At 62.6% G+C, this 22,745-nt stretch carries 20 protein-coding genes; 11 read left to right on the forward strand and 9 right to left on the reverse strand.

The features are described 5' to 3' along the window. Positions 1–2: 2 nt before the first annotated feature. Positions 3–3,374 (reverse strand): bifunctional proline dehydrogenase/L-glutamate gamma-semialdehyde dehydrogenase PutA, encoded by a 3,372-nt coding sequence (gene putA / locus ACE4RL_RS15855; protein ID WP_375598070.1) that lies wholly within the window; start codon positions 3,372–3,374, stop codon positions 3–5. A 121-nt stretch (positions 3,375–3,495) separates the two neighbouring features. Between putA and ACE4RL_RS15860 the strand changes: the two genes are divergently transcribed. From ACE4RL_RS15860 to ACE4RL_RS15900, 9 genes are read left to right on the forward strand one after another with little or no spacing between them, the layout of a single operon-like run. Then, a complete protein-coding gene (locus ACE4RL_RS15860) occupies positions 3,496–4,008 on the forward strand; it encodes an Lrp/AsnC family transcriptional regulator (protein WP_375598071.1) in 513 nt (170 codons plus the stop codon). Then, complete coding sequence (gene cobF / locus ACE4RL_RS15865) at positions 4,005–4,733, forward strand: precorrin-6A synthase (deacetylating) (protein WP_375598072.1); 729 nt, start codon at positions 4,005–4,007, stop codon at positions 4,731–4,733. The genes ACE4RL_RS15860 and cobF overlap by 4 nt, the downstream gene beginning before the upstream one ends. Positions 4,734–4,765: 32 nt before the next feature. Further along, on the forward strand, positions 4,766–5,959 hold the full coding sequence (locus ACE4RL_RS15870) for a precorrin-3B synthase (protein WP_375598073.1): 1,194 nt from the start codon (positions 4,766–4,768) through the stop codon (positions 5,957–5,959). Then, on the forward strand, positions 5,956–6,588 hold the full coding sequence (locus tag ACE4RL_RS15875; RefSeq protein WP_375598074.1) for a precorrin-8X methylmutase: 633 nt from the start codon (positions 5,956–5,958) through the stop codon (positions 6,586–6,588). The genes ACE4RL_RS15870 and ACE4RL_RS15875 overlap by 4 nt, the downstream gene beginning before the upstream one ends. Next, on the forward strand, positions 6,555–7,310 hold the full coding sequence (locus tag ACE4RL_RS15880) for a precorrin-2 C(20)-methyltransferase (RefSeq protein ID WP_375598075.1): 756 nt from the start codon (positions 6,555–6,557) through the stop codon (positions 7,308–7,310). The genes ACE4RL_RS15875 and ACE4RL_RS15880 overlap by 34 nt, the downstream gene beginning before the upstream one ends. Next, the gene (locus ACE4RL_RS15885) at positions 7,307–8,062 is read left to right on the forward strand and encodes a precorrin-3B C(17)-methyltransferase (RefSeq protein WP_375598076.1); all 756 of its coding nucleotides are present in this window, start codon (positions 7,307–7,309) and stop codon (positions 8,060–8,062) included. Before ACE4RL_RS15880 ends, ACE4RL_RS15885 begins: the two co-directional genes overlap by 4 nt. After that, positions 8,059–9,270, forward strand: a complete 1,212-nt coding sequence (gene cbiE / locus ACE4RL_RS15890) for a precorrin-6y C5,15-methyltransferase (decarboxylating) subunit CbiE (protein ID WP_375598077.1) — start codon at positions 8,059–8,061, stop codon at positions 9,268–9,270. Before ACE4RL_RS15885 ends, cbiE begins: the two co-directional genes overlap by 4 nt. Then, positions 9,267–10,028, forward strand: coding sequence for a precorrin-4 C(11)-methyltransferase (cobM, locus tag ACE4RL_RS15895; RefSeq protein WP_375598078.1), 762 nt, complete (start codon positions 9,267–9,269; stop codon positions 10,026–10,028). Before cbiE ends, cobM begins: the two co-directional genes overlap by 4 nt. A 12-nt stretch (positions 10,029–10,040) precedes the next feature. Then, complete coding sequence (locus ACE4RL_RS15900; protein ID WP_375598079.1) at positions 10,041–10,817, forward strand: SDR family NAD(P)-dependent oxidoreductase; 777 nt, start codon at positions 10,041–10,043, stop codon at positions 10,815–10,817. 13 nt (positions 10,818–10,830) lie between these two features. Here the strand turns inward: ACE4RL_RS15900 and ACE4RL_RS15905 are convergent, their stop codons facing one another. From ACE4RL_RS15905 to ACE4RL_RS15940, 8 genes are all read right to left on the reverse strand, one after another. After that, the gene (locus tag ACE4RL_RS15905) at positions 10,831–11,646 is read right to left on the reverse strand and encodes an inositol monophosphatase family protein (RefSeq protein WP_375598080.1); all 816 of its coding nucleotides are present in this window, start codon (positions 11,644–11,646) and stop codon (positions 10,831–10,833) included. Continuing rightward, entirely contained in the window at positions 11,643–12,479 is an 837-nt protein-coding gene (locus ACE4RL_RS15910; RefSeq protein WP_375598081.1) for a glycerophosphodiester phosphodiesterase, read from the reverse strand. Before ACE4RL_RS15910 ends, ACE4RL_RS15905 begins: the two co-directional genes overlap by 4 nt. A gap of 1 nt (position 12,480) precedes the next feature. Then, entirely contained in the window at positions 12,481–13,515 is a 1,035-nt protein-coding gene (locus ACE4RL_RS15915; protein ID WP_375598082.1) for an ABC transporter ATP-binding protein, read from the reverse strand. Positions 13,516–13,525: 10 nt separating this feature from the next. Further along, positions 13,526–14,380, reverse strand: coding sequence for an ABC transporter permease (locus ACE4RL_RS15920; protein ID WP_375598083.1), 855 nt, complete (start codon positions 14,378–14,380; stop codon positions 13,526–13,528). A 1-nt stretch (position 14,381) separates the two neighbouring features. Further along, positions 14,382–15,266: an ABC transporter permease gene (locus ACE4RL_RS15925; RefSeq protein ID WP_375598084.1), complete on the reverse strand. Its 885-nt coding sequence runs from the start codon at positions 15,264–15,266 to the stop codon at positions 14,382–14,384. Continuing rightward, entirely contained in the window at positions 15,263–16,414 is a 1,152-nt protein-coding gene (locus ACE4RL_RS15930) for an extracellular solute-binding protein (protein ID WP_375598085.1), read from the reverse strand. Before ACE4RL_RS15930 ends, ACE4RL_RS15925 begins: the two co-directional genes overlap by 4 nt. Positions 16,415–16,865: 451 nt before the next feature. Next, entirely contained in the window at positions 16,866–17,879 is a 1,014-nt protein-coding gene (locus ACE4RL_RS15935) for a substrate-binding domain-containing protein (protein ID WP_375598086.1), read from the reverse strand. Positions 17,880–17,945: 66 nt separating this feature from the next. Then, positions 17,946–18,434, reverse strand: a complete 489-nt coding sequence (locus ACE4RL_RS15940) for an Lrp/AsnC family transcriptional regulator (RefSeq protein WP_375598087.1) — start codon at positions 18,432–18,434, stop codon at positions 17,946–17,948. Between the two features lie 102 nt (positions 18,435–18,536). Here ACE4RL_RS15940 and ACE4RL_RS15945 point away from each other — a divergent pair, with 102 nt between their 5' ends. Next, positions 18,537–20,906, forward strand: coding sequence for a transketolase (locus ACE4RL_RS15945; protein WP_375598088.1), 2,370 nt, complete (start codon positions 18,537–18,539; stop codon positions 20,904–20,906). 213 nt (positions 20,907–21,119) lie between these two features. Beyond that, positions 21,120–22,721 (forward strand): ABC transporter substrate-binding protein, encoded by a 1,602-nt coding sequence (locus ACE4RL_RS15950; RefSeq protein ID WP_375598089.1) that lies wholly within the window; start codon positions 21,120–21,122, stop codon positions 22,719–22,721. Positions 22,722–22,745: the final 24 nt, after the last annotated feature.

Below are 22,745 nucleotides of genomic sequence, written 5' to 3' on the forward strand. Positions count from 1 at the left end.
GTCTAGAGCGCCGACGCCATCAGCGATGCGTTGCCACCTGCTGCCGTGGTGTCGATGCAGACATGGCGCTCAAGCTGAAGCCTGCCGATATCCCCCGGACCTGACAGCAAGGGCAGTAGAGCGCCGGTCCTCTGGCTCAGCGCCCTGCGAATGCTTCTGAGCTGATTTTCATTACCGAACCAAGCCACTGCATCGAAGTCCGTTCCCAGGCGCAGCTGCTCCAAATCCACGTCGCCGCTTTCGAAGCGACAACCGCCTTTTTTGGCCATTTCGATCTGGGCAGCCAGATCTTCCGGCGTGGGACCGAGGCAAAGCAGCGTCCCACGTGGGACGGCACTGAGCCTGTTGCTCTCACCTGTTGGTCCCGGAAGGTCGAGAACGCCTTGCTGTAGTGATGAGCTCCCTTGCGTGAACCGCGGCAGATAGTGAGGACCACCGGCCTTGGGGCCTGTGCCAGAAAGACCCTCACCGCCGAAGGGCTGGCTGCCAACCACGGCGCCGATCTGGTTCCGGTTCACATAGATATTGCCGACGTGAACAGCGTGCGCCAAACGCTTCACACGCGAAGAAATGCGGGTATGCATGCCAAAGGTCAGGCCGTAGCCTGAATTGTTGATGGCAGAGATGACTTTTTCTAGCTCGTCACCCTTGAAGCGCGCGACATGGAGGACCGGGCCGAAAATCTCCTCGGGCATCTCCTCAATGCCGGCCACCTCAAGCACCGTAGGGGCGACAAATGTGCCGCCATCTGGTGCCACCAGCTGGTGCACTATGCGATCCTGCCGCGCCGCGACATAGGCATTGATCTTGTCCCGCGCCGTCGCATCGATGATGGGACCAATGTCATTTGCCAGGTTCCAGGGGTCGCCAAGCGCCAGCTCGTTCATCGCACCGACAAGCATGCTGAGAGTTCGTTCATATGCTTCCTCCTGGACGTAGAGGATGCGCAGCGCGGAGCAGCGCTGGCCTGCCGATTGGAACGCTGAAGCGATGATATCGCGAACCGCCTGCTCGGTCAGTGCGGTTGTGTCGACCACCATGGCATTGAGGCCACCGGTTTCCGCAATCAGTGGAGCGGTTGGCGACAAATTATCGGCCATGGCTCGCTCGATGTAACGGGCCGTTGGCAGGGAGCCGGTGAAGGCAACGCCAGCCACGCCCGGGCTGGAGGTCAGTAGCCGACCCACCTCAGGGCCACCCGGTAGAAGCTGCACTGCGTCAACAGGCACTCCAGCCTCATGCAAAAGCTGCACGGCACGCCAGGCAATGAGTGGGGTTTGCGGCGCCGGCTTGGCCAGCACGGGACTACCCGCCACCAAGGCGGCCGCAATCTGGCCGGTAAAGATTGCCAGAGGAAAATTCCACGGCGAAACACAGACAAAAGGACCGCGAGCTGGAGCGTTCAGGCCCTCAGCCTCATCGGCATAATAGCGCAGGAAATCCACGGCTTCCCGCAGCTCGGCTACCGCATCGGCCCAGCTTTTGCCTGCCTCACGGCCCAAGAGTGCAAAGAGTTCGGCGGCATTGGCCTCGTAGAGATCTGCCGCGAGCCGCAGCAGGCCGGCGCGCTCCAATACTGGGCGTTTGGACCAACTGCTAGCCTTGGCTATCGCCAGCGCCTGTTCGACCTGCGCCGCGCTCGCCTCGGTCACCAGGCCCACCTGATCGGCGTGATCGGCGGGGTTGATGACGGGCCTTGTCTCACCATCGTCTCCGCTCATTGCACCGAGGCATTTGGCCTCCCACTGGTGATACCGGAAGTGGTTGCGAGCCGCTTCCATGCGTTGAAAGGCAATCGGGTCGGTGAGATCCAGCCCCGCGGAATTGCGGCGACTGCCGAATATGGAAGCGGGCTGCGGGATCGCTGGGTTTGCAACAGCATCTTTCAGTGCCAGGAGCTTGCCAATGGGGTCCTCTGCGACGGTTTCGGCCGGAATGTCGTCATCAGCGATCTGATAGACGAAGGAGCCGTTCGCCCCATTCTCGAGCAGGCGCCTGACGAGGTAAGCCAGCAGATCTTTATGGGCGCCAACCGGCGCATAGATGCGGGTCGTCGTCCCCTCGTGCCTGCGCAGCACATCGTGCAGTTGCTCGCCCATGCCATGCAGACGCTGAAATTCGTAGCTCGTCCGAGAGCAGCCCGCCTGTTCAGCCAGATGCAGTACGGCCGCAGCCGTATGGGCATTGTGCGTAGCAAATTGCGGATAGACATGCTCTGCCGCAAACAATTTCCGGGCTGCCGCGATGTAGCTTACATCAGTGGCCGCCTTGCGGGTATAAACCGGGTATCCCGGCAGGCCGAGGACCTGGGCCCGCTTGATTTCGGCGTCCCAATAGGCGCCCTTGACCAGCCGCACCATGATCTGCCGGTCGAGCCGGGCGGCCATGTCCTCCAGCCAGTCGATCAACGGCAAGACGCGCTTGCCATACGCCTGCACGACCACGCCGAAGCCGTTCCAGCCGGCCAGTTCGGGCGTCTGCAACACGGCCTCGATCACGTCGAGCGACAGGTCCAGACGATCAGCCTCCTCGGCATCGATGTTGAAGCCCATATTGGCCTTGGCAGCCACGAGGGCCAACCTGCGGGTCACGTCGACCAGTTCGGTCATGACACGGTCGCGCTGAGCAAATTCGTAGCGCGGATGCAAGGCGCTGAGCTTGACCGAAATCCCGGGATTGTCTCGGACCGAGCCATGTATGCACTGCGGTGCAAGGGCATTGATCGCCCTGAGGTAGGCGTCGAAGTATCGGCCCGCATCGTCCGCTGTGCGCGCTGCCTCGCCCAGCATGTCATAGGAATAGCGATAGCCCAATGACTCCGGCTTGCGGGCGTGAGCAATGGCTTCATCGATCGTTCTGCCGAACACGAACTGACTGCCCATCAGTCGCATGGCATGGCCCACCGCCGTTCGGATGACCGGTTCGCCCAGACGCGCCACAGCCCGGTGCAGAGCAGACTTTGGGGCGATCTCGGGGTCACCGAGCACCTCCGCCGTCAGGTTCAGAGCCCAGGAGGAAAAGTTCACCAAGGGGCTGTCCGAGTGACCGAAATGGCGCGCCCAATCCGCCCCGCCGACCTTGTCATGGATCAGGGCATCAATGGTTTCGCTGTCAGGAACCCGCAAGAGCGCCTCTGCCAACGACATCAGAGCCAGCCCTTCTTCGCTGTCGAGGCCGTATTCGGCCAGGAAGCTCTCCATCAGTCCGGGCCTGGCGCTGCGTCGAACCGCCTGAATCAGGTCGGCGGCGCGCCGTGAAATCCGGTCGCGCTCGACCTCATCCAGTCCGGCCTCAGCGATCAATTCGTGCACGAGCGTGGCTTCGTCGGCCTGGAGCTGGGAGCGAAGGATCTGACGGGGAGAGTGTTCTGGCATTCGCGTTCAATCCTGATGGGTTGACATATGATGCCAGAAGGACTTCAGCCGTTTCGCCTAATCTGCTATCCAAAGACAGCCGATTGGAACAGTTAGATGCACAAATGACAAGCAAAGCACTATGATCGCCTCGGTCAACAGTCCATTGGACCAGATAGATCGTCGCATTGTGGAGGAATTGTCTCGCGATGGCCGGATCAGCGTCGCGGAACTAAGTCGTAGGGTCAATCTGTCGAAAACCCCTTGTCAGGCACGCATTCGACGCTTGGAGAAGGATGGATTTATCCTTGGCTACCGCGCCGTAATCGATCCTACGCGCCTGGGCCTGCCGCATGTGGCCTTTGTCGAGGTTCGCCTCAGCGATACGAGAAAGGCGGCGCTGGAGGCCTTCAACAAGGCGGTTCGGGCGCTTCCGGAGGTTGAGCAGGCGCATATGATCGCCTCAAGCTTTGACTATCTGCTGAAGGTTCGGACCAAGGACATCGCTGCCTATCGGGAAGTTCTGGGAGAGAAAATCTCAGCCCTTCCGCACGTAGCGCATACGTCGACCCATGTCTCGATGGAGGCAGTCAAGGATGATGCGGAGTGGGCACCAATAATCAAGGCACGACCTGGCAGAACGGTGACACAATGAAGACGATTTTAGTTGTCGGAATCGGCACCGGAAGTGCTGAGCACATGACGATTGCGGCGATCGAGGCGCTGAACCGCGCCGATGTGCTCTTCATTCCCGAAAAAGGGGCCGGAAAATCGGACTTGGCGGACATTCGGCGGGGCATTGTCACGCGCTTTGTGCGTGGGGCTGAGCCGCGCCAGATCGGCTATGCGGTGCCCCGCCGGGAGGTCCAGGACCCCCAATATGAACGAAGCGTCGCGGACTGGCATCAATCGCTGGCCGACATCTACGCGGTGTTGATTTCCGATGTTCCGGACAACGGCACCGGCGCCTTCCTGGTCTGGGGTGATCCGGGCCTCTACGATTCCACACTGCGCATACTCGAACGGGTGGAGGAGCCCATCCGGGTCGAGGTGATTCCCGGCATAACCGCCATCCAGGCCCTGACCGCCGCGCATGGCATTGCGCTCAACCGCATCGGCGAACCGGTCCTGATCACCCCGGCCCGCAAGCTGGGGCCAGTAGAGACCGATACGGTTGTGATGCTGGACGGCCAGATGGCGTTCCGTGATGCCGATCCCGACCTCGAGATTTTCTGGGGCGCTTACCTGGGTACACCGGATGAAATCCTGGTCGCGGGCCGTCTTGGCGATGTGGCCGACAGAATTGTCAACATGCGCACCATTGCACGGCAACGCCATGGCTGGATCATGGATACCTATCTTCTGCGCAAGCCGGAGTAGTGCTCGCCACAGCTGCCTGATACTGATGGAGTATGAGTTCAGGACCGAACAGCATCCCTGCCGCCTTGCTCGCCGGAACTGCCGACGGACCGGCCCGGCGCGGCGCCTGCCCCACGCTGCATGTACCCATGCAGACTGGGGACGGATTGCTGGCGCGCCTCCACATTGTCGGCGGACGGCTCACCTTGGCACAGCTTGCGACCCTGGCAATGCTGGCCGAGCGCCATGGCAACGGTCTGCTCGAGATCACAGCGCGCGGCAATCTCCAGGTGCGGGGCCTGCGTCCCGAAAGCGCACCCATATTTGCCCGGACCGTCAGCGCGCAGATACCGATCGAGGGTGGGCTTAATATCGACCTGTCGCCTCTGGCCGGCGACGACCCAACGGAGCTTGCCGATCCGCGCCCATTGGCCGATGCGATCCGCAAGGGCGCCGAGAAACTGGCGGGGCGTCTGGCCCCCAAGGTCAGCGTCGTGATCGATGGCAGCGGACAGGTTTGCTTGGCAGCTCTCAAGGCCGATATTCGCCTTGTGGCGCTGCCCACCGGTGGCTGGACAATCACGCTGGGCGGCGGCAAGCCACAGCGGGTTGATGCAGAGGGCGCAACTGCTACCGCGCTTGCCGTGCTGGGCGCGCTGGCCGCAATCGGGCCGGAAGCTCGGGCCACTGATCTGTTCCCCTATGCTGGCGATCCCGAGTTGTTCGCCAAGCCCTGGCGATCCTCGTTCAATCTCGCGCAGGGAAAAGCAAGAGCGATCGCCCTGCCCTTCGGCTCCGCCCGGAGCAGCGAGATCATAGCGCTCTGCGAAGCGGCGAAGGCCGCCGAAGTCCAGAACCTGCGCCTCGCGCCAGATCACACCCTGCTGCTCGACAATGCACCGGACGATTTGATCGTCAAAGCAGAGGCTCTTGGTTTCATCACAGCGTCCGAGGACGCCCGCTGGCGGATCAGCGCCTGCATCGGGTCGGCGGGATGCGCCTCGGGCCATATCCCGGCGCGAGAAATGGCGGCAGCGCTTGCGCGAGAGCTGTCCTCTGGGAAGCACCTGCACGTGTCCGGTTGTTCCAAGGGTTGCGCTCATCCGCGCCCGGCCGACCTTACCCTTGTCGGACGACCCGATGGGATTGGTCTTGTCATCAATGGCCGCGCGGGCGATACGCCTCGTCAGGTTTTGGATACCGTCACGGTTCTGGCAGGCGGCATCCCTTTTCAGGATGGGCAATGACCCGATATGACTACATCAAGGTCGGCGAGAGCATCTATCGCCAGTCCTTTGCCATCATTCGCGCCGAGGCTGATCTGAGTGCCTTTGCCGATGACGAGGCCGAGCTCGCCGTGCGCATGATTCATGCCGCCGGCATGGTTGAAGCCGCCCAGCATTTTGTCTTTGGCCCCGGCTTCGTTTCCGCCGCGCGTGTGGCCCTCAATGCCGGCGCGCCCATACTGTGCGACGCCGAGATGGTGGCACGCGGGGTCACGGCAGCGCGCCTGCCCGCGGACAATGCCGTTATCTGCACCTTGCGTGATCCACGCGTTCCGGCCCTGGCCACCAGCATCGGCAATACGCGCTCCGCCGCTGCCTTGCATCTCTGGGACGATCATCTGGAAGGGGCCGTTGTCGCCATCGGCAATGCCCCCACGGCGCTGTTCCATTTGCTCGAAATGTTGCGCGACGGTGCGCCGAGGCCGGCAGCCATCCTTGGCATGCCGGTGGGATTTGTCGGCGCGGCCGAATCCAAGGATGCACTGGCCGAAAACTCCTATGGCGTGCCCTACGCCATCGTGCGCGGCCGGTTGGGCGGCAGCGCCATTACTGCGGCATGCCTCAACGCATTGGCGAGGCACGGGCTGTGAGTGGCAAGCTATTTGGCGTCGGGACCGGTCCGGGCGATCCGGAATTACTGACCCTTAAGGCAGTCCGCGCCATCGCCGCTGCCGATGTCGTGGCCTATTTCGCCAAGCGCGGCAATGCCAGCAATGCCCGCGCCATTGCGTCGGTGCATTTTCGTCCAGACCAGATCGAAGAGGCGCTGGATTATCCGGTGACCACCGAGATCGACCGCCGGGAAAACGGCTACAAGACGCAGATCGCCGCCTTCTATAGCGAGGCTGCTACGCGCCTTGCGGCCCATCTCGATGCCGGACGCGATGTTGTCGTGCTCAGCGAGGGGGATCCGCTCTTTTACGGCAGCTATATGCACCTGCATCTGCGCCTGGAGCCGAGCTATGACACCGAGGTTGTTCCCGGCATCACGGCCATGTCGGGCTGCTGGTCCGAAGCGGGACTGCCGCTGGTGCAGGGCGACGATATCTTGACCATACTGCCCGGCACACTGGATCGGGACGAGTTGGCGCGGCGGCTGGGCAATACACATGGCGCTGTGATCATGAAGCTGGGGCGCAACCTGCCCAAGGTGCGTGCTGCGCTCGCCGATGCGGGCCGGCTCGATCAGGCAGTCTATGTGGAGCGAGGCACAACCGCCGGCGGGTTCTCTGTTGCCCTTGCGGACAAGACGGACGACGAGGCGCCCTACTTCTCCCTGGTCCTGGTGCCCGGCTGGGAAAGCCGTCCATGACCGGCAAACTGGTCATTATCGGGACGGGACCGGGCAATCCGGACCAGATGACGCCGCAGGCCCTTGCAGCGATCGGGGCGGGCGAGCAGTTCTTCGGTTACGGGCCCTATCTGGACCGGCTCGAACTGCGACCCAACCAGACCCGTGTGGCCTCTGACAATCGCCAGGAGATCGACCGTGCGCGCGCCGCACTCGACGCCGCCTCCAAAGGTGCTTCGGTCTGCGTGGTGTCAGGCGGCGATCCAGGTGTGTTCGCCATGGCGGCCGCCATTTGCGAAGCGGTGGAGACAGGCCCTGAAACCTGGCGCCGGCTTGATATCATGGTGCTGCCCGGTGTTACGGCCATGCTGGCGGTTGCCGCACGCGCCGGCGCGCCGCTGGGGCACGATTTCTGCGCGATTTCGCTGTCGGACAACCTCAAGCCATGGGAGTTGATCGAGCGACGGCTGCGCGCGGTCGCCCAAGCGGGTCTCGTCATCGCGCTCTATAATCCCATTTCCCGGGCGCGGCCCTGGCAGTTGGCCACAGCGTTCAAGATCCTGCGCGAGGTGCTGCCGGTCAGTACGCCGGTGATCTTCGGTCGCGCCGTGGGGCGTCCCGACGAACGCTTTGCAGTGGTTCCCCTTGGTGAGGCGGATGGGCAGCCCGCGGACATGGCCACTTGCGTCATCATCGGTTCGGCCGAAACGCGGATCATCGCGCGACCGGGTCTGGACCCGCTCGTCTATTCGCCCAGGGGAGTTGAGATATGACCGGCCGGTGGCTCTCCATCATCGGTATCGGTGAAGACGGGCTCGACGGTCTGTCTTTGACAGCGCGGGCAGCCATCGCCGAGGCGGAGATCGTCTTCGGCGGAGAGCGGCACCTGGCTTTGGTCGCGCCAATTGTCTCCGGCGATACGCATGTCTGGCAGACACCGTTCTCAGCCTCTATTGATGCCGTTCTGGCAGCGCAGGGACGCAAAGTCTGCGTGCTGGCTTCTGGAGATCCATTTTACTTCGGGGTTGGCGCGACGCTCAGCCGGCAAGTCGACCCGGCACAGATGCAGGTCATACCGCAGCCCTCCGCTTTCAGCCTCGCTGCCGGTCGCCTGGGCTGGCCGATCCAGGAGGTGGCCTGTATCTCGCTGCATGGCAGGCCGATTGACCTGATCCGCCCGCATCTGCACCCGGCGGCGCGTATCTTGGCGTTGACCTCGGACGAACATGGGCCCGGAGCGCTGGCTGCGCTGCTGGTGGAGGCAGGCTTTGGCCGCTCGATCATCACTGTGCTGGAGGCTTTGGGAGGACCGTCCGAGTCCGTACGGTCGCAAATGGCCGATGGCTTCATGCTCACCGGAATCAATCCACTCAATATTTGCGCCATTACAGTCGCGCCGCTGCCGGGCGCGCGCATATTGGCGCTGACGCCGGGGCATGACGACGCGCTCTATGAGCATGACGGGCAGATTACCAAGTGCGATATTCGGGCCATGACACTGGGCGCGCTCGCGCCGCGCCGGCACGAGGTCCTCTGGGATATCGGTGCAGGCTCGGGCTCGATCGGCATAGAATGGATGCTCGCCGATCCCAGCCTGCATGCCGTCGCAATAGAAAGCGATCCGGAACGCGCTGCCCGCATCGCGCGAAATGCGCGCAAGTTCGGCGTGCCGGAATTGCGGGTCGTCAATGGACTGGCGCCGCTTGCTATGGCCGGACTGGCACCACCGCACGCCATTTTTGTCGGTGGCGGCGGCACCGATCCGGGGGTGATGCAGGCGGCAATCGAGGCCCTGCGGCCCGCCGGTCGCCTGGTCGCCAACGCGGTGACTTTGGAGATGGAGCAGGTGCTGCTTGCCTTGCATGCCCAGCATGGTGGCGAACTGGTGCGGCTCTCGGTGGCGCATGCGGCGCCCCTGGGCGGTGTCACCGGGTGGCGTCCGGCCATGCCGATCACCCAGTGGCGCTGGAGCAAGCCATGAAGGTGCATTTCATCGGCGCTGGCCCGGGTGCGGCGGACCTGATCACGGTGCGCGGGCGCGACCTGCTCGCGCGCTGCCCGGTCTGCCTTTATGCCGGGTCCATCGTGCCCAAAGAAATGCTCGACTGGTGTGGGCCGGACACGCGGCTGGTCGATACCGCTCCGATGTCGCTCGACGAGATCGAGGCGGAGTATATTCGCGCCCGTGACGCTAATGAGGACGTAGCCCGGCTGCATTCGGGCGACCTGTCCATCTGGAGTGCGGTGGCCGAGCAAATGCGGCGGCTCGACCGGCTGGGCATTGGCTATACGCTGACGCCCGGTGTTCCGGCCTTTTCGGCAGCGGCGGCGGCGCTGGGCCGTGAATTGACCATACCGGCGGTCAACCAATCTGTCGTCCTCACCCGCATCGGGGGCCGCGCGTCCCCCATGCCCGAGGGCGAAACGCTTGCCGCATTCGGCGCCACCGGAGCGACCCTCGCAATTCATCTGGCCATCCATTCGCTTGCGCGCGTGGTTGCCGAGTTGACCCCGCTCTATGGGGCGGATTGCCCGGTGGCCATCGTCGCTCATGCTAGCTGGCCAGAAGAGACAATCATCCGGGGCACGCTGGGCACCATCGAGCGGGCATTCAACCCAGCGATTGAACGCACAGCGATCATCTTTGTTGGCAAGGGGTTGGGCGCACAAGACTTTCGCGAAAGCGCGCTTTACGATCCCGATTACCAGCGCCGCTTTCGCGGGCGCGACGGACTTTAGGAGGCAGTACCAATGGCAAATCTCACCCTTCCCGAACTCAACGGCAAGGCCGTGCTCATTACCGGCGCTTCCACAGGCATTGGCGCCGCTCTGGCCAAGGCCTTTGGCGCGCAAGGCGCCATGGTCGGCGTGCACTATAATTCGAGCGAGGATGCGGCCCGTGCCGTGGCCGAGTCGGTCGAGGCCGCGGGCGGCAAGGCGCATCTGGTGCGCGCTGACGCTTCGAAGTCCGGGGCCATTGTCGGAGCGGTAGAGGAAACGGCGGACGCGTTCGGCCGGCTGGACGGGTTGATCAACAATGCCGGAGGCATGGTGGCGCGCCTGCCCTATGCCGAGATGACGGACGAGCACTATGACGCGGTGATGGACCTCAATGGCCGATCCGTGCTCGCCGCAACGCGGGCCGCATTGCCGCATATGAAGACCGCGGGTGGCGGCTTTGTCATCAACACCACCTCTATCGCCGCCCGCAACGGGGCCAGCGGTGGCGCGGGGCTTTATGGCTCGTCCAAGGCCTTCATCGCCAATGTCACACGCGGCATGGCCAAGGAGTTCATTCCCTTCGGCATTCGCGTCAACGCGGTGGCACCGGGCGTGATCGAAACGCCCTTCCATGAGCGCTATTCGACCGAAACCCAGCTCAAGGCCCAGCTGGCAACCGTGCCACAGGGACGGCTTGGTGTGGCCGAGGACTGCGTCGGCGCCTATCTGTTCCTCGCGTGCCAGAGCTTGTCCGGCTACATCATCGGCCAGACCATCGAGGTCAATGGCGGCATGCTGATGCCGTAACGGCGATCAGGCATCAGGCCTTGGGGTTCTTCGGCGGCACCTGCTTGAGATGGTCGAGCAGATAGGCATGTGTCGCCGCATTGGCGACGATGAGGCAGCCGGTGCGCTCGAAGATTTCGGCCCCCCTGCCCCACCAGTCGGTCACGACGCCGCCGGCTTCCTCCACGAGCAAGATGCCGGCGGCCGTATCGACAAAGCCGGTTTCCTCGAAATAGCCGGTCAGCCGCCCGCAGGCGACCCAGGCGCAGCTATTGGCGGCGCTGCCGACGATGCGGACGGCGCCGATGGGTGCCCGGATGGCGTCGAGCCGCTGATAGGCACCGGGGTGGAGCGACAGGTTCGGTGTGGGCAGACCCGTGCCGACGCACATCATGGCGACATCGGTTGAACGGCTGACCTGCAGCCGCTCGCCATTGAGAAAGGCACCGCCGCCCTTGCGGGCAGTGAACATCTCGTTGGCGACCGGATCATAGACGAGGCCGCACAGGGTCTGGTTGCCGCGCCGCAGGGCGATGGTGATGGTATAGTGCTGGCCATTGAGGAAATTCGTGGTGCCGTCGATTGGATCGACCAGCCAGCGATGCTCAGGGTCAGAGCCATCCACCGGGGCGAATTCCTCTCCGGTCAGGCTCCAGGTCGGATCGATCGCCAGAAGGCGCTTGCGGATCAGCTGTTCTGACTCGCGGTCGGCGTCGGACACGAAGTCGCCCGGCCCCTTGACCCCGATTTCAAGCTCCCGGAAGCGCTTGAAATGCGCCTGGGTCAGCGTGCCCGCCTCGCGGGCAGCGTCAATCATCGTTTCAAGTATGCTGTCGTAATCAATACTCATGCTGCAAGGGCCGCGTGCAGCCCCTCCGGATCGTCGGTGGTTATCTGGTCAACCTTGAGCGCCAGCAGGCGCTCGACCTGTTCGAGGCTGGCCGGAGTGACCTGGCGAATGGTCCAGGCGTCGATCGTCTTGCCGGCCGCGTGGATAGGCGTGACGATGTCGAAACCGGCATCCTGGGCGGCAAGCACCAGTTCAAACGCCAGATAAATCATGTCCGCCTGCGGAGCGGCCTCCACGGCCTCCCCAATGAAAGCCGCAAAGTCGCCCGTGGCCTGGAGCCGAGCCAGGGACGCGCCATAGCAGGGGTCATATCCGGTTCTAAGCGCCGGAACGGCTGCCGATAGCGCCCTTATGGCCCCAATGTCGCCGCCCGAGAGGATAAAGGCATCCGCTACCGGTCCGACGCTGGCGGCGAAATTGGCGATGGTCCGGTCGTCCAGTGCCGCGATCTCTTCCTTGAAGTCGAGCTGGAGCAGTGCCCCCTCTTGGGGCGGTTGCTCGGCCAGTAGGGCGCAGAGGTCTTCGAGCAGCATCACCCGGTCGGGCAGGACGGCGCCGGTATTGTCGCGCAGATGCAGGTCACGCAGGACGTTGGCTGCAGTGTCGCGCACCTGCCCGGTGCCCGTGGTCTCCTTGTCCAACTCGAAATTGTGCAGCACAGCGCAGCCATGATCGGCATGGATGACCAAATCGACTTCGACGCTTGCGCCCAGCCGCATGCCCTCGAGAATACGCGCGCCGGTAAACACCGGGTCGGTCGCCTTGCGGCGGGCGCGATGCCATTTGAGCCAGGTCCGGTGACCGTCCCGATCGATATGGAGCGGATGGGCCATCTCAGCTCCGATAGACGCGTGCATTGTCGCGATAGGCCGCCATGGCCTGTGGCTTGAGGTCAACTTTCTGCCCGGCGCTGAACAAATCGGGATGTGCGACCATCGACTTGAGACGGGTACCATCGGCAAGGTCGAGGTCGACCAAGCCATGGGTGCCGTAGTCGGTCACCCGGTGCACCTGAGCAACACCTGCATCAGACGCCTCAAGATCCAGCGCTTCGGGCCGAACGGCCAGGGTGGCCGGGCCATCTGGGATGGGTATGTCGAGCGCGAAATCGGCCCGGGTGAAGCGGCCCTTGGACACCTCACCCTCGATGAGGTTCATGGTCCCGATAAAGCCGGCGACAAAGGGAGTCTGGGGTTCGCGATAGACCACGTCCGGGCGATCGATCTGCTCGGTCCGGCCGTCGCGCATGACGACGATGCGATCGGCCATGGCCAGCGCCTCGTCCTGGCCGTGGGTGACGAACAGTGTGGTGATCTTGAGGCGCTGCTGGATATCCCGCACCTCCTCACGCAGGCGTTCGCGCAGGTGTTGGTCCAGACTTGCGAAGGGTTCATCGAGCAGAAGGATTTTGGGCTCGAGCACCAGCGACCGCGCCAGGGCCACGCGCTGCTGCTGCCCACCCGAAAGCTGGTTGACGCCGCGCGTGCCATAGCCGGCCAGGCCAACCAGTTCGAGAACATCTTCGACCTTTTCTCTGATCTGGTCCTGCGGCAACCCGCGCAGCTTAAGGCCGAAAGCCAGGTTCTTGAACACGTTCATGTGGGTCCAGAGCGCATGGCTCTGGAACACCATGCCGGTGGGGCGGCGCTCGGGTGGAAGATGGGTGATATCCTCGCCATCGATAGTCATCTGGCCCGAAGTGGGCCGTTCAAAGCCGCCCACCATGCGCAGCAAGGTGGACTTGCCCGAACCGGAAGGGCCGAGCAGGCAGACCAGCTCGCCGTCGGCCACTTCGAGCGAAAAATTGTCCACCGCGACGGTCGGGCCGGCGAAGATCTTGGAGACGTCGGTAATTTTCAGAACGGACATACTTGTTTCCCTAGCCGCCGAAACCGCGGGCGAAGGCGCCACCGCCAATAACGCGGCGGGCAAACATGAGAGCGATGAAGGAGGGCACCCACAGCATCACCGAGAGCACGGCGCCATACTGGATGACCATCTGATTGTTGATGAAGGAGATCATCAGCACCGGCATGGTGCGAATGCCCGGCGCACCGATCAGCCAGGCGCCTTCGGTCTCGTAGAAGGTACCGACAAAGCTGAGCAGAACGGCTGCGGCAATGGTCGGCCCGGCCTGCGGCAGGGTGATCGACCAGAACACCCGGAAGGGTCCAGCCCCCACATCCCGCGCCGCTTCTTCCATGCGCCGGTCCACCGATTGGAAGGCCGCGACCGGAATCCAGATCATGAAGAGCAGCGTGCCCACGAGTTGGATCAGCACCACGCCCCAGAAGGTGCCGATCAGATTGAGTTGCAGGAAGATCGCGGCAATGGCGATCAGGAGGCCGAACTTGGGGAAGGCATGCCCGGCCAGGAAGGAGAAGAACAGCACATTGCGGCCGGGAAAGCTGAGGCGCGCAAAGGCATAGGCGGCCGGCAGGCAAATGGCCGCCGAAAGCACAGTGACGACGGTGGACAATTGCAGGCTGAGGGTCAGCGCCGCCCAGACGTCGGCCCGTGTGAGGGTCTGGTTCCAGAACCGCAGGCCGAATTGCTGCGGGATGACATTAGGATAGCGCCAGACCTCGGTGAAGGCCCAGACACCGACCACCAGCAGCGGCACGATTACCGCCGCAGAGAGCAACACGGCAAAGACAATGCCGGTCCAGTCGGTCGGGATCCGCACCAGGGGCGGGCGCCGGGTCGCAATGGTGGCGGGAGCAAGCCGTTCCATCTCACTTCCCCTGATTGCGTGCGACCGAGCGCACATAGAACAGCCCGAAGGCAATGCAGAAGCAGAAGGTAATGACCGCCTGCGTGATCGCATTGAGCGGATCGTTCACCTCGCGGAAGGTGCGGTTCATGAACGGACCCATCATTTCGGGCGAAGCCGGCCCCAGGAGATACGGGAGGGTGAAGGACGAAAAAATGCCCAGCACGGCAAAGGAAATAGCCACCAGCACCGAATTGGAAATGCGGGGCAGAATGATGTGCCAGAACACCTGGAAGCGATTGGCACCCACATCGCGCGCCGCCTCGATCGCCTGGTTAGCGACATTGCCCAGGCCCGAGAGCAGGATCAGCACGGTGAGCGGGATATTGTCCCAGACCAGCCCGATCACTGGCCCCCAAGGAGTGAGATAGGGGGTGCGTATCTTGGGCAGGCCGACCGAATTGAGCAGGATATCGACCATGCCATTGGGGCCCAGCACCCGGATGAAGGCATAGGCCAGGATGATCGAGGGCACGAACATGGGAAAGATCGCCATGGCCTGCACGTAGGCGGGCAGCTTGCCGTGCGAAAAGCGCAGATAAAGCGAAATAGGCAGACAGATCGCCAGCAGCAGGATGGCGCAGACCAGCGTCGTCCACAGGGTGATCGTCAGATTGTTGATCGAGTACTGGTCGGAAAAGAAAAAGACATAGCTGTCGGGATTGAAACCCAGGACGCCGGTTTCATCGGGGCGCCATAGGGTACGCACAATGGCATTGATGATCGGCCAGATCACCAGCCAGCCAACCAGGAAAACAGGGATCGCGACGAGCAGGAGGCCGGTGGGCCTCCTGCTGTCATTGCTGTCGATAAGCGGCCGTGGTGCCGCCGGAGCCGCGTCGGTCACGAGTTGCGGTCGACGTTGGGAGCAACGTTGCGGTACCAGCCGTCATTGATCGGGCCGGACCAGTCGCCACCGGGGAAGGTCGGGATGGTTTTCGGCACGATGTCGGCGAAGCGCTCGCGCAGTTCCGGGGAAACATAGTCCCAGCTGACGCCCGGGAAACCGCCAAGTTCGGTCAGGATCGCGCTCTGGATTTCTTCGGACAGGATGAAATCGGCCAGCTTGAGCGATGCGTCGCGATTGACGCCGTTCTCGATGACGACGGAGCGGGTGAAGCCGCCGGCCAGCGCCAGGTCCTGAAGCTGCACCAGACCAGTGTCAGCAGGCAGGACCCCCTGGTCGATGGCCTGGAGCACCTGGTCCGACCAGACCGGGGTCATGGTGACCACGCCCTGCGCAAGGAGCTGGATCGACTGAGTGTTGCCCGAGGAGTAGGCGCCATTGTCGTAGAGCGACGGGGCGATGTCCTGCAGCAATTCCCAGGCCTTGCCGAGTGCCTCGTTACCGAATTCTTCGGTGTAGTTGTCGACCGTAAACTTGGACGGATCGAGGCCATTGGCCTGGTGAATGGCGCGACGCACGAAATTGCCGCCCGAACCGCCCTTGTCGGGACGGTTATAAACGAACTGGCCGGGATTGGCCTTGATCCAGGCGACCAGATCATCCCAGTTCTTGGGCGCATCGGCAGCGCTGAGCTTGGTGCTGTCATATGCCAGCAGGACCTGCGACCCGCGATAAGGCAGCGAGTAATCGCTCTCGATGGCCAGGGGATTGACCTTGTCGTAGTTCGACAGGCCGGCTTCCTTGATATTGGTGTAGATGCCCGCCTCGATGGCGCCGGCCGGCAGTTCGGCATCGGCAGATTCGAAGAAATCGGCCTGCGGATCGGTACCTGTCTCCTTGGCGGCCATCGCGCGCTCAGCGATCGAGATTATGCCGGCACCATCGCCCGCATCGACCAGATTGAGCGACACGCCGGGGTTGGCTGCCTCGAAGGCTGGTTTGACCGTATTGGCCCAGAAGTCGAGGATGTTGGTGTCCGAGCTGGTGTACCAGTCGATCACGCCTTCGGCGGCAAAGGACATGCGGGGCAGAATGGCCATGCCGGCCACCGTACCCGCGGCGGAAATCATGAATTGACGGCGTTTCATGTTGTTTCTCCCATCATGGCAACCGGGGCGGTCACCGCGCATTAACATGCCGAATGCGGAGGCGGCGTATCGGCTTGTCGCCGAGATGACGAACCCGGATCGGCACCGGATCGCCCGCCTCATGGGCCTCCTCCCTCTTCGCTTTGGCGGACGGAAGGCGGTCCCAATCTCAAGTCGGGTTGCACCTGCCGCGATACGCCATCGCAAGAACAAGACAACACCGAATAGCGATTGCACACAAGTGCATTTTTTCGCTCTACTGGGGACCTACATAGGGGCGTTACATAACGCTTTGATGACACAGTTTCCTTGCACACCTGTGCAATAACTCGCACATCGCGTTGCAAGCATGGGCGCAATCGGCAGAAAACTGCGGCTTTCGGCGTGGATCGCGGCGCCACGCAATAGCGCCGAAATGGCGTGGCCAGCGCGGTCTGCAGAAGGTAGTCGGCTAGCGCTTGCCGGGGCGGACGGATCGCCGCCAGACCGGGATCGGCTCGATCATGCGGCGCTCCGAAACAGCGCGTTGCGGCTGCAGCAACAAGTCGACAACCTCGTCAGCCATGGGATTCAAGGGCTGCCGGAACGTGGTCAATTGGTAGGATGCCCAGCCAGCCTGCTCGATGTCGTCAAACCCGACGACGCAGAGATCATCGGGAATCTTGAGGCCGAAATCCTGCCGCGCCACATCCATGAAACCCAAAGCGAGCAGATCGGTCACGCAGAACACACCGTCTGGCGCTTCGGAGCGGCCGAACACCCGGCGGGCCGCCTCCTGACCGGACTCATAGCTGGTCGGCCCAGCCTCGGTCACCACCACCTGCACCCCCTCAGCGGCGGCCGCCTCGACGAACACGGTTTCGCGCTCAACCAGGCTGGCCGTGCGCGCGTTTGAGGTGATCAGCCCCAATCTCTCACACCCGGCCCGGCGCAGCAGGTAAAGCGCCTCGCGCCCGGCCATGGCATTGTCAACGCCGAGATTGCTCGAGCCCTGCAGCCGTTCATCGCGGTTGATCAGGATGACCTGCTGCCCATTAGCAAGGCAGGTTTCGATGAGGGAGGCCGGCGGCGTGCCGGACAGCACGACTGTGGCGTCGGCACGATAGTTGAGCGTCTGCCGGAGCGCGGCCGACACGCTTTCAGTGTCGGTCCCGGTATTGATCACCATGGTGATCTTGCCCGAGGCCTGCAGCTTGCGCGTCAATACATCAACCATGCGGGCGCGAATGGGCGTGGTCATGTCCGAAACCACCAGGCAAACGATATTGCTGCGCTCGCGCAGGCCTCGGGCAAGATGATTAACGTGGTAGCCCAGCGCATCGGCCGCCTCGAGCACCTTGCGCCGGGTCGCCGCGGAAACGCTCGCGCCGTCGGTGAATGTGCGTGAAACCGCCGAACGCGACACGCCCGCTCGATCGGCCACCATTTGCGCACTGACGAAGGACGGGGGTTTCAATTCGCTCATCGCGTAGCCCTGACACAGGATACCAACGATAGTGAAGTGAAAATTGACCCCGTCAAGCCGTCCTGGCTAGATCGGCAAGACCCGCGAAAACTTCACTGCCCCAAGGGAGAAACTGCTCTCGATGTGGGCCACGCCATCGATCTGGGTAAGCCTTTCGCGCAGGAAATGCTCATAGGATTCCAGATCTGCGCAGACCACGCGCAACAGGAAATCGAACTGGCCGGTCATCAGATAGCATTCCATCACCTCCGGCCAGCGGCTGATGGCAGCGCCGAACGCATCGAGATTGCGTGCCCTTTGCTGTTCGAGCTTGATGGAGATGAACACCGACACCGGCAGGCCAACCGATTTCTGCTCGATATTGGCGCTATAGCCGGAAATGACACCGTCCCGCTCGAGCTGCCGCAACCGGCGCAGGCAAGGCGAGGCAGAAAGGCCGACCTTGTCAGCCAGAGCCTGAACCGTCATGCGGCCATCCTCCTGCAGTGCGCGGAGGAGCTTTCGGTCGATGGGGTCGATGCCGGACTTGGTGGTTTCCGCCTCAGATTGCGCCAATTTTGTCGATATCCTGCTCGGTATGCGAGATTGGCGATCAGATTAGACGGAAATCACCTCTGAGCAAGGCGTAATGTCAGACATATCGATTGGAGGAGCGGTATGGCAGGCAAGAGCATCGAGCGCATTGAAGCGATTGAGGCACTGACCAAAAAGTCACTTTGGCTGGCAAGCTGGATGGTGCACCACGCCAATCACATCCGGCCCAATCCCGATGGGGTCAAGGTTGGCGGCCACCAAGCCAGCTCCGCCTCGATGGCTGCCATGCTGGCCACACTCTATTTCGGCGTGCTGAAGCCTGAGGACCGCCTTGCGGTCAAGCCGCATGCCGCGCCGGTCTTCCATGCCATCCAATATCTGATGGGCCGGCAATCCCGGCAGAAGCTCATTGATTTCCGCGCCTTTGGCGGCGCCCAGTCCTATCCCTCCCGCACCAAGGACACCGAGGACGTCGATTTTTCGACTGGCTCGGTGGGCTTGGGTGTCGCCTTCACCGCTTTTGCATCCATGGTGCAGGACTATGTGCGCGCCAAGGACTGGTCCGGCAAGGCGCGGCCCGAGGGCCGCATGATCGCGCTGGCCGGCGATGCAGAGCTGGACGAGGGCAATATCTATGAATGCCTGCTGGAGGGCTGGAAGCACGGCCTGAGGAATTGCTGGTGGATTATCGACTACAACCGGCAGAGCCTGGACGGCGTGGTTCGCGAAGGGCTGTATGATCGCATCGAAGCGATCTTCAAGGCCTTTGGCTGGAAGGTCGTCACGCTTAAATATGGCGCCTTGCAGCGCGCCGCGTTTGAGGAGCCAGGTGGCGAGAAGCTCAAAGCCTGGATCGATGCCTGCCCCAATGATCTCTATTCCGCGCTGATGTTCCGGGGCGGTACGGCCTGGCGCGAACGCCTCAATGACGAGATCGGTGATCAGGGCGAGGTGTCCGCTTTGCTCTCGCGTCGGAGCGATGAGGAATTGGCGACGCTGATGGCCAATCTGGGCGGGATTTGCGTTGAGAGCCTGCTGGACCAGTTCGAGAGCGCAGATAATGAGCAGCCGACCGTGTTCATCAATTACACGGTCAAGGGCTGGGGCACGCCGCTGGCCGGGCACAAAGACAACCATGCCGGGCAGATGACCTCGGCCCAGATCGAGCAATTGCGGGCCACGCACAAGATCCGTGATGGGTATGAGTGGGAATTGTTCGAAGGACTCGAGCAGGCTGACGCCCTGGCCGACTTTGTCCGGAACGTCCCCTTCAATACGGCCGCTTCCCGGCGGCTGACGGCCCCGGCAGTGCCAACTATCGGCCCGCAATTCATCGGTACCGGCGCGACCTCTACCCAGGCCGCCTTCGGCCGCATTCTCGACGCGATCGCCAGGACCGACAGCGAGATGGCGCGCCGAATCGTGTCGACTTCGCCGGACGTGACCGTTTCGACCGGACTTGGAAGCTGGGTCAATCGGCGCAATCTGTTTGCGCGCAAGGAGACGGCCGACCTGTTCCAGAAGGAGGCGATCCCCTCGACCCAGAAGTGGCGGTTCACTCCAGACGGGCAGCACATGGAACTGGGTATTGCCGAGATGAACCTGTTCCTGATGCTGGGCGCGGCGGGGCTCAGCCATTCGCTGTTCGGCGAACGCCTGTTGCCCATTGGCACGCTCTACGATCCGTTCATTTCGAGGGGGTTGGATGCCCTCAATTATGCCTGCTACCAGGATGCCCGTTTCCTACTGGTGGGCACGCCATCGGGCGTATCCCTGGCCGGCGAAGGCGGCGCGCATCAGTCCATCGCCTCGCCGCTGATCGGCATGTCGCAGGACGGGCTGGCCAGCTTCGAACCAGCCTTTGCCGACGAACTGTCCGTCATCATCGATTGGGCCTTCGACTACATGCAGCGCACCGGCGATGCCCGGCCTGACCTCGCCGACTGGCCGCGCGACGTCACCGGCGGCTCGGTCTATCTGCGCCTGTCCACCCGCACGCTGGAGCAGGTGCCCCGCGAGATCGCGCCACCGCTCGCCGATGATATCATTCGTGGTGCGTATTGGCTGCAACCGCCTAGCCCGCAATGTGAAGTGGTCATTGCCTATCAGGGGGTTCTGGCCAGCGAGGCCATTGAGGCGGCTGCTAGGATAGGCGGCGACCGGCGCAGTGTGGCCGTGCTGGCCGTCACCTCCGCCGACCGGCTCAATGCCGGCTGGCAGGCCGCCCAGCGCGCAAGGCTGCATGGCGACTTCGAGACCACCAGCCATATCGAGACCCTGCTGGAAGACATTCCGCATCGCGCGCGGATAGTCACCGCAATCGACGCGCATCCGGCCACGTTGGGCTGGCTGGGCAGCGTCCTGGGTCACCGGACCACGGCGCTGGGCGTCGAGCATTTCGGCCAAACCGGAACGGTCACAGACCTTTACCGCCATTTCGGTATCGGCGCTGACGCCATCGAGGCAGCCTGCCGGCAGGTTTTCGGGCGCTGAGCGGGCCCCTAATCAACACCCACGCTGATAGGGAAAAGGAGAAATGCCGGGGTTGCCAAGCCCAAAATGATTTGTCAGACATATGTCATATGGCAGATTTGGGAACGATCTGCCCTGCCGCGGTGATCACCGCGCCAAGCAAAGTGACCAGACCCGAGGGGAAGGGCCTGGCGCATCAGGGAACGCCTACTGCTCTGCACAAGGAGGGAGCTCATGCATATCACACGCACACTCACCGCCGCGCTGGCCGTCGCCACCGCGTTGACACTGCCGGTCATGGCCCAATCGACCATCTCGGCGCCGGGCCAGTCCACCAGCGGCACCTATATGGACTATATGAAGACGGTCTATGACCGTGCCACCTTCGCCGAACTGCTGCAGGTGCCGATTGCCACCTTCGACAAGGAGTTCGAGCTGACACCGATGGCAGCGGAGAGCTGGAGCCAGTCCGAAGATGGCCTCACCTGGACGTTCAAGCTGCGCGAAGGCCTTGTCTGGTCCGATGGTGAGCCACTGACAGCCGAAGACTATGTCTTTGCCCTGCAGCGCGCCGCAACAACCGGCTACGACTTTGCCTGGTATTGGGATTTTGCCGGCGGCATCAAGGGCTGGAAGGAAGTCACGGAAGGCACTGCCGACGTGTCCACCCTCGGGCTTGAGGCAGTCGATGACCTGACAATTGAAGTCACCACCACTGCACCCAAGCCATATCTGCCGTCTGTCACCAGCCTCTGGTATCCTGTTCCCAAGCACAAGGTCGACGAGCTCGGCGACGACTGGGCGCTCAATGTCGACACCATCGTGTCCTCTGGCCCCTTTGAAATCGAGAGCTGGGAGAAGTCGAACAATTCCGTCGTCTTCACCAAGTCCGACACCTATACCGGTCCCTGGCAGGCGCAAGTCGACCGCCTTGAGGTCGATCCGACCCTGGGCGCCCCCGAAGTCGGGCTGCCGGCGTTTCTAGCCGGAGATGCCGATTATTCCTTCCTCAACACCGGGCAAGTGCCGGTCGCTATGTCGGCTGATCCGGATGGCATTCGCCGCAATGCCGTGTTTGCCACTTCATACCTGTCCTATGATCTGGAATCCGAACCTTTCAACAATGTCGATGTGCGCCGAGCCTTCTATTATGCCATCGATCGTGACGAGCTGACCTCCACGGTCCTGAAGGACATCGCCATCCCGGCCGGTTCGATCCTGCCGCCGGGCTATCCCGGGTACAATCCCGATGTCGTGGCGCAGGCTAGCTTCGACCCGGAAAAGGCCCAGCAGTTCTTGGCGGATGCCGGATATCCGAATGGCGAAGGCTTTCCCGAAATCGAAATCTGGATCCGCGAGGAAGGCGGCTACAACGGCGCCATCGTGCCGGCCATGGCGCAGTATCTGCAGGCCGAACTCGGCGAACACCTCGGAATTACCGTAAGCATCCGGCAGCTTCCCGGCGCGGACTGGATGGACGGGCTGCGGGGCGCAAAGAACAACATCTTCATCGCCCCGTATGAATACGACTATCTCGATCCGTCCAACTTCTACGGCATCTTCTACGATGGAGGACGCCACAACTACCATGTCGACGAGTATGATGCCCTGGTCGCAAAAGCGGACTCCGAAAGCGATTGGGACACCCGCTACGAACTCTATGCCCAGGCCGAGCAGGTCATGATCGACCAGGGTCTGATAGTGCCGCTGGTGCATCCGATCACCACGGCCATCATCTCCAGCGAGCTGAGCGGCGAGGCAACCGAGCCCAATTCGCTTGGCTTCACCCCACTGGATCGCCTTGGCCACTACTTCTTCACTCACCTGTCGAAGTAACCCAGCGATCCATATCAGGCGCCT

The sequence above is a fragment of the Devosia polycyclovorans genome (genome assembly GCF_042181575.1).
Lineage (GTDB): Bacteria > Pseudomonadota > Alphaproteobacteria > Rhizobiales > Devosiaceae > Devosia > Devosia polycyclovorans.

Coding starts and splice junctions, on each gene's coding strand:
- putA (WP_375598070.1), bottom strand. CDS start 3,374: ATGCCAGAACACTCTCCCCGTCAGATCCTTCGCTCCCAGCTCCAGGCC.
- ACE4RL_RS15860 (WP_375598071.1), top strand. CDS start 3,496: ATGATCGCCTCGGTCAACAGTCCATTGGACCAGATAGATCGTCGCATT.
- cobF (WP_375598072.1), top strand. CDS start 4,005: ATGAAGACGATTTTAGTTGTCGGAATCGGCACCGGAAGTGCTGAGCAC.
- ACE4RL_RS15870 (WP_375598073.1), top strand. CDS start 4,766: ATGAGTTCAGGACCGAACAGCATCCCTGCCGCCTTGCTCGCCGGAACT.
- ACE4RL_RS15875 (WP_375598074.1), top strand. CDS start 5,956: ATGACCCGATATGACTACATCAAGGTCGGCGAGAGCATCTATCGCCAG.
- ACE4RL_RS15880 (WP_375598075.1), top strand. CDS start 6,555: ATGCCTCAACGCATTGGCGAGGCACGGGCTGTGAGTGGCAAGCTATTT.
- ACE4RL_RS15885 (WP_375598076.1), top strand. CDS start 7,307: ATGACCGGCAAACTGGTCATTATCGGGACGGGACCGGGCAATCCGGAC.
- cbiE (WP_375598077.1), top strand. CDS start 8,059: ATGACCGGCCGGTGGCTCTCCATCATCGGTATCGGTGAAGACGGGCTC.
- cobM (WP_375598078.1), top strand. CDS start 9,267: ATGAAGGTGCATTTCATCGGCGCTGGCCCGGGTGCGGCGGACCTGATC.
- ACE4RL_RS15900 (WP_375598079.1), top strand. CDS start 10,041: ATGGCAAATCTCACCCTTCCCGAACTCAACGGCAAGGCCGTGCTCATT.
- ACE4RL_RS15905 (WP_375598080.1), bottom strand. CDS start 11,646: ATGAGTATTGATTACGACAGCATACTTGAAACGATGATTGACGCTGCC.
- ACE4RL_RS15910 (WP_375598081.1), bottom strand. CDS start 12,479: ATGGCCCATCCGCTCCATATCGATCGGGACGGTCACCGGACCTGGCTC.
- ACE4RL_RS15915 (WP_375598082.1), bottom strand. CDS start 13,515: ATGTCCGTTCTGAAAATTACCGACGTCTCCAAGATCTTCGCCGGCCCG.
- ACE4RL_RS15920 (WP_375598083.1), bottom strand. CDS start 14,380: ATGGAACGGCTTGCTCCCGCCACCATTGCGACCCGGCGCCCGCCCCTG.
- ACE4RL_RS15930 (WP_375598085.1), bottom strand. CDS start 16,414: ATGAAACGCCGTCAATTCATGATTTCCGCCGCGGGTACGGTGGCCGGC.
- ACE4RL_RS15935 (WP_375598086.1), bottom strand. CDS start 17,879: ATGAGCGAATTGAAACCCCCGTCCTTCGTCAGTGCGCAAATGGTGGCC.
- ACE4RL_RS15945 (WP_375598088.1), top strand. CDS start 18,537: ATGGCAGGCAAGAGCATCGAGCGCATTGAAGCGATTGAGGCACTGACC.
- ACE4RL_RS15950 (WP_375598089.1), top strand. CDS start 21,120: ATGCATATCACACGCACACTCACCGCCGCGCTGGCCGTCGCCACCGCG.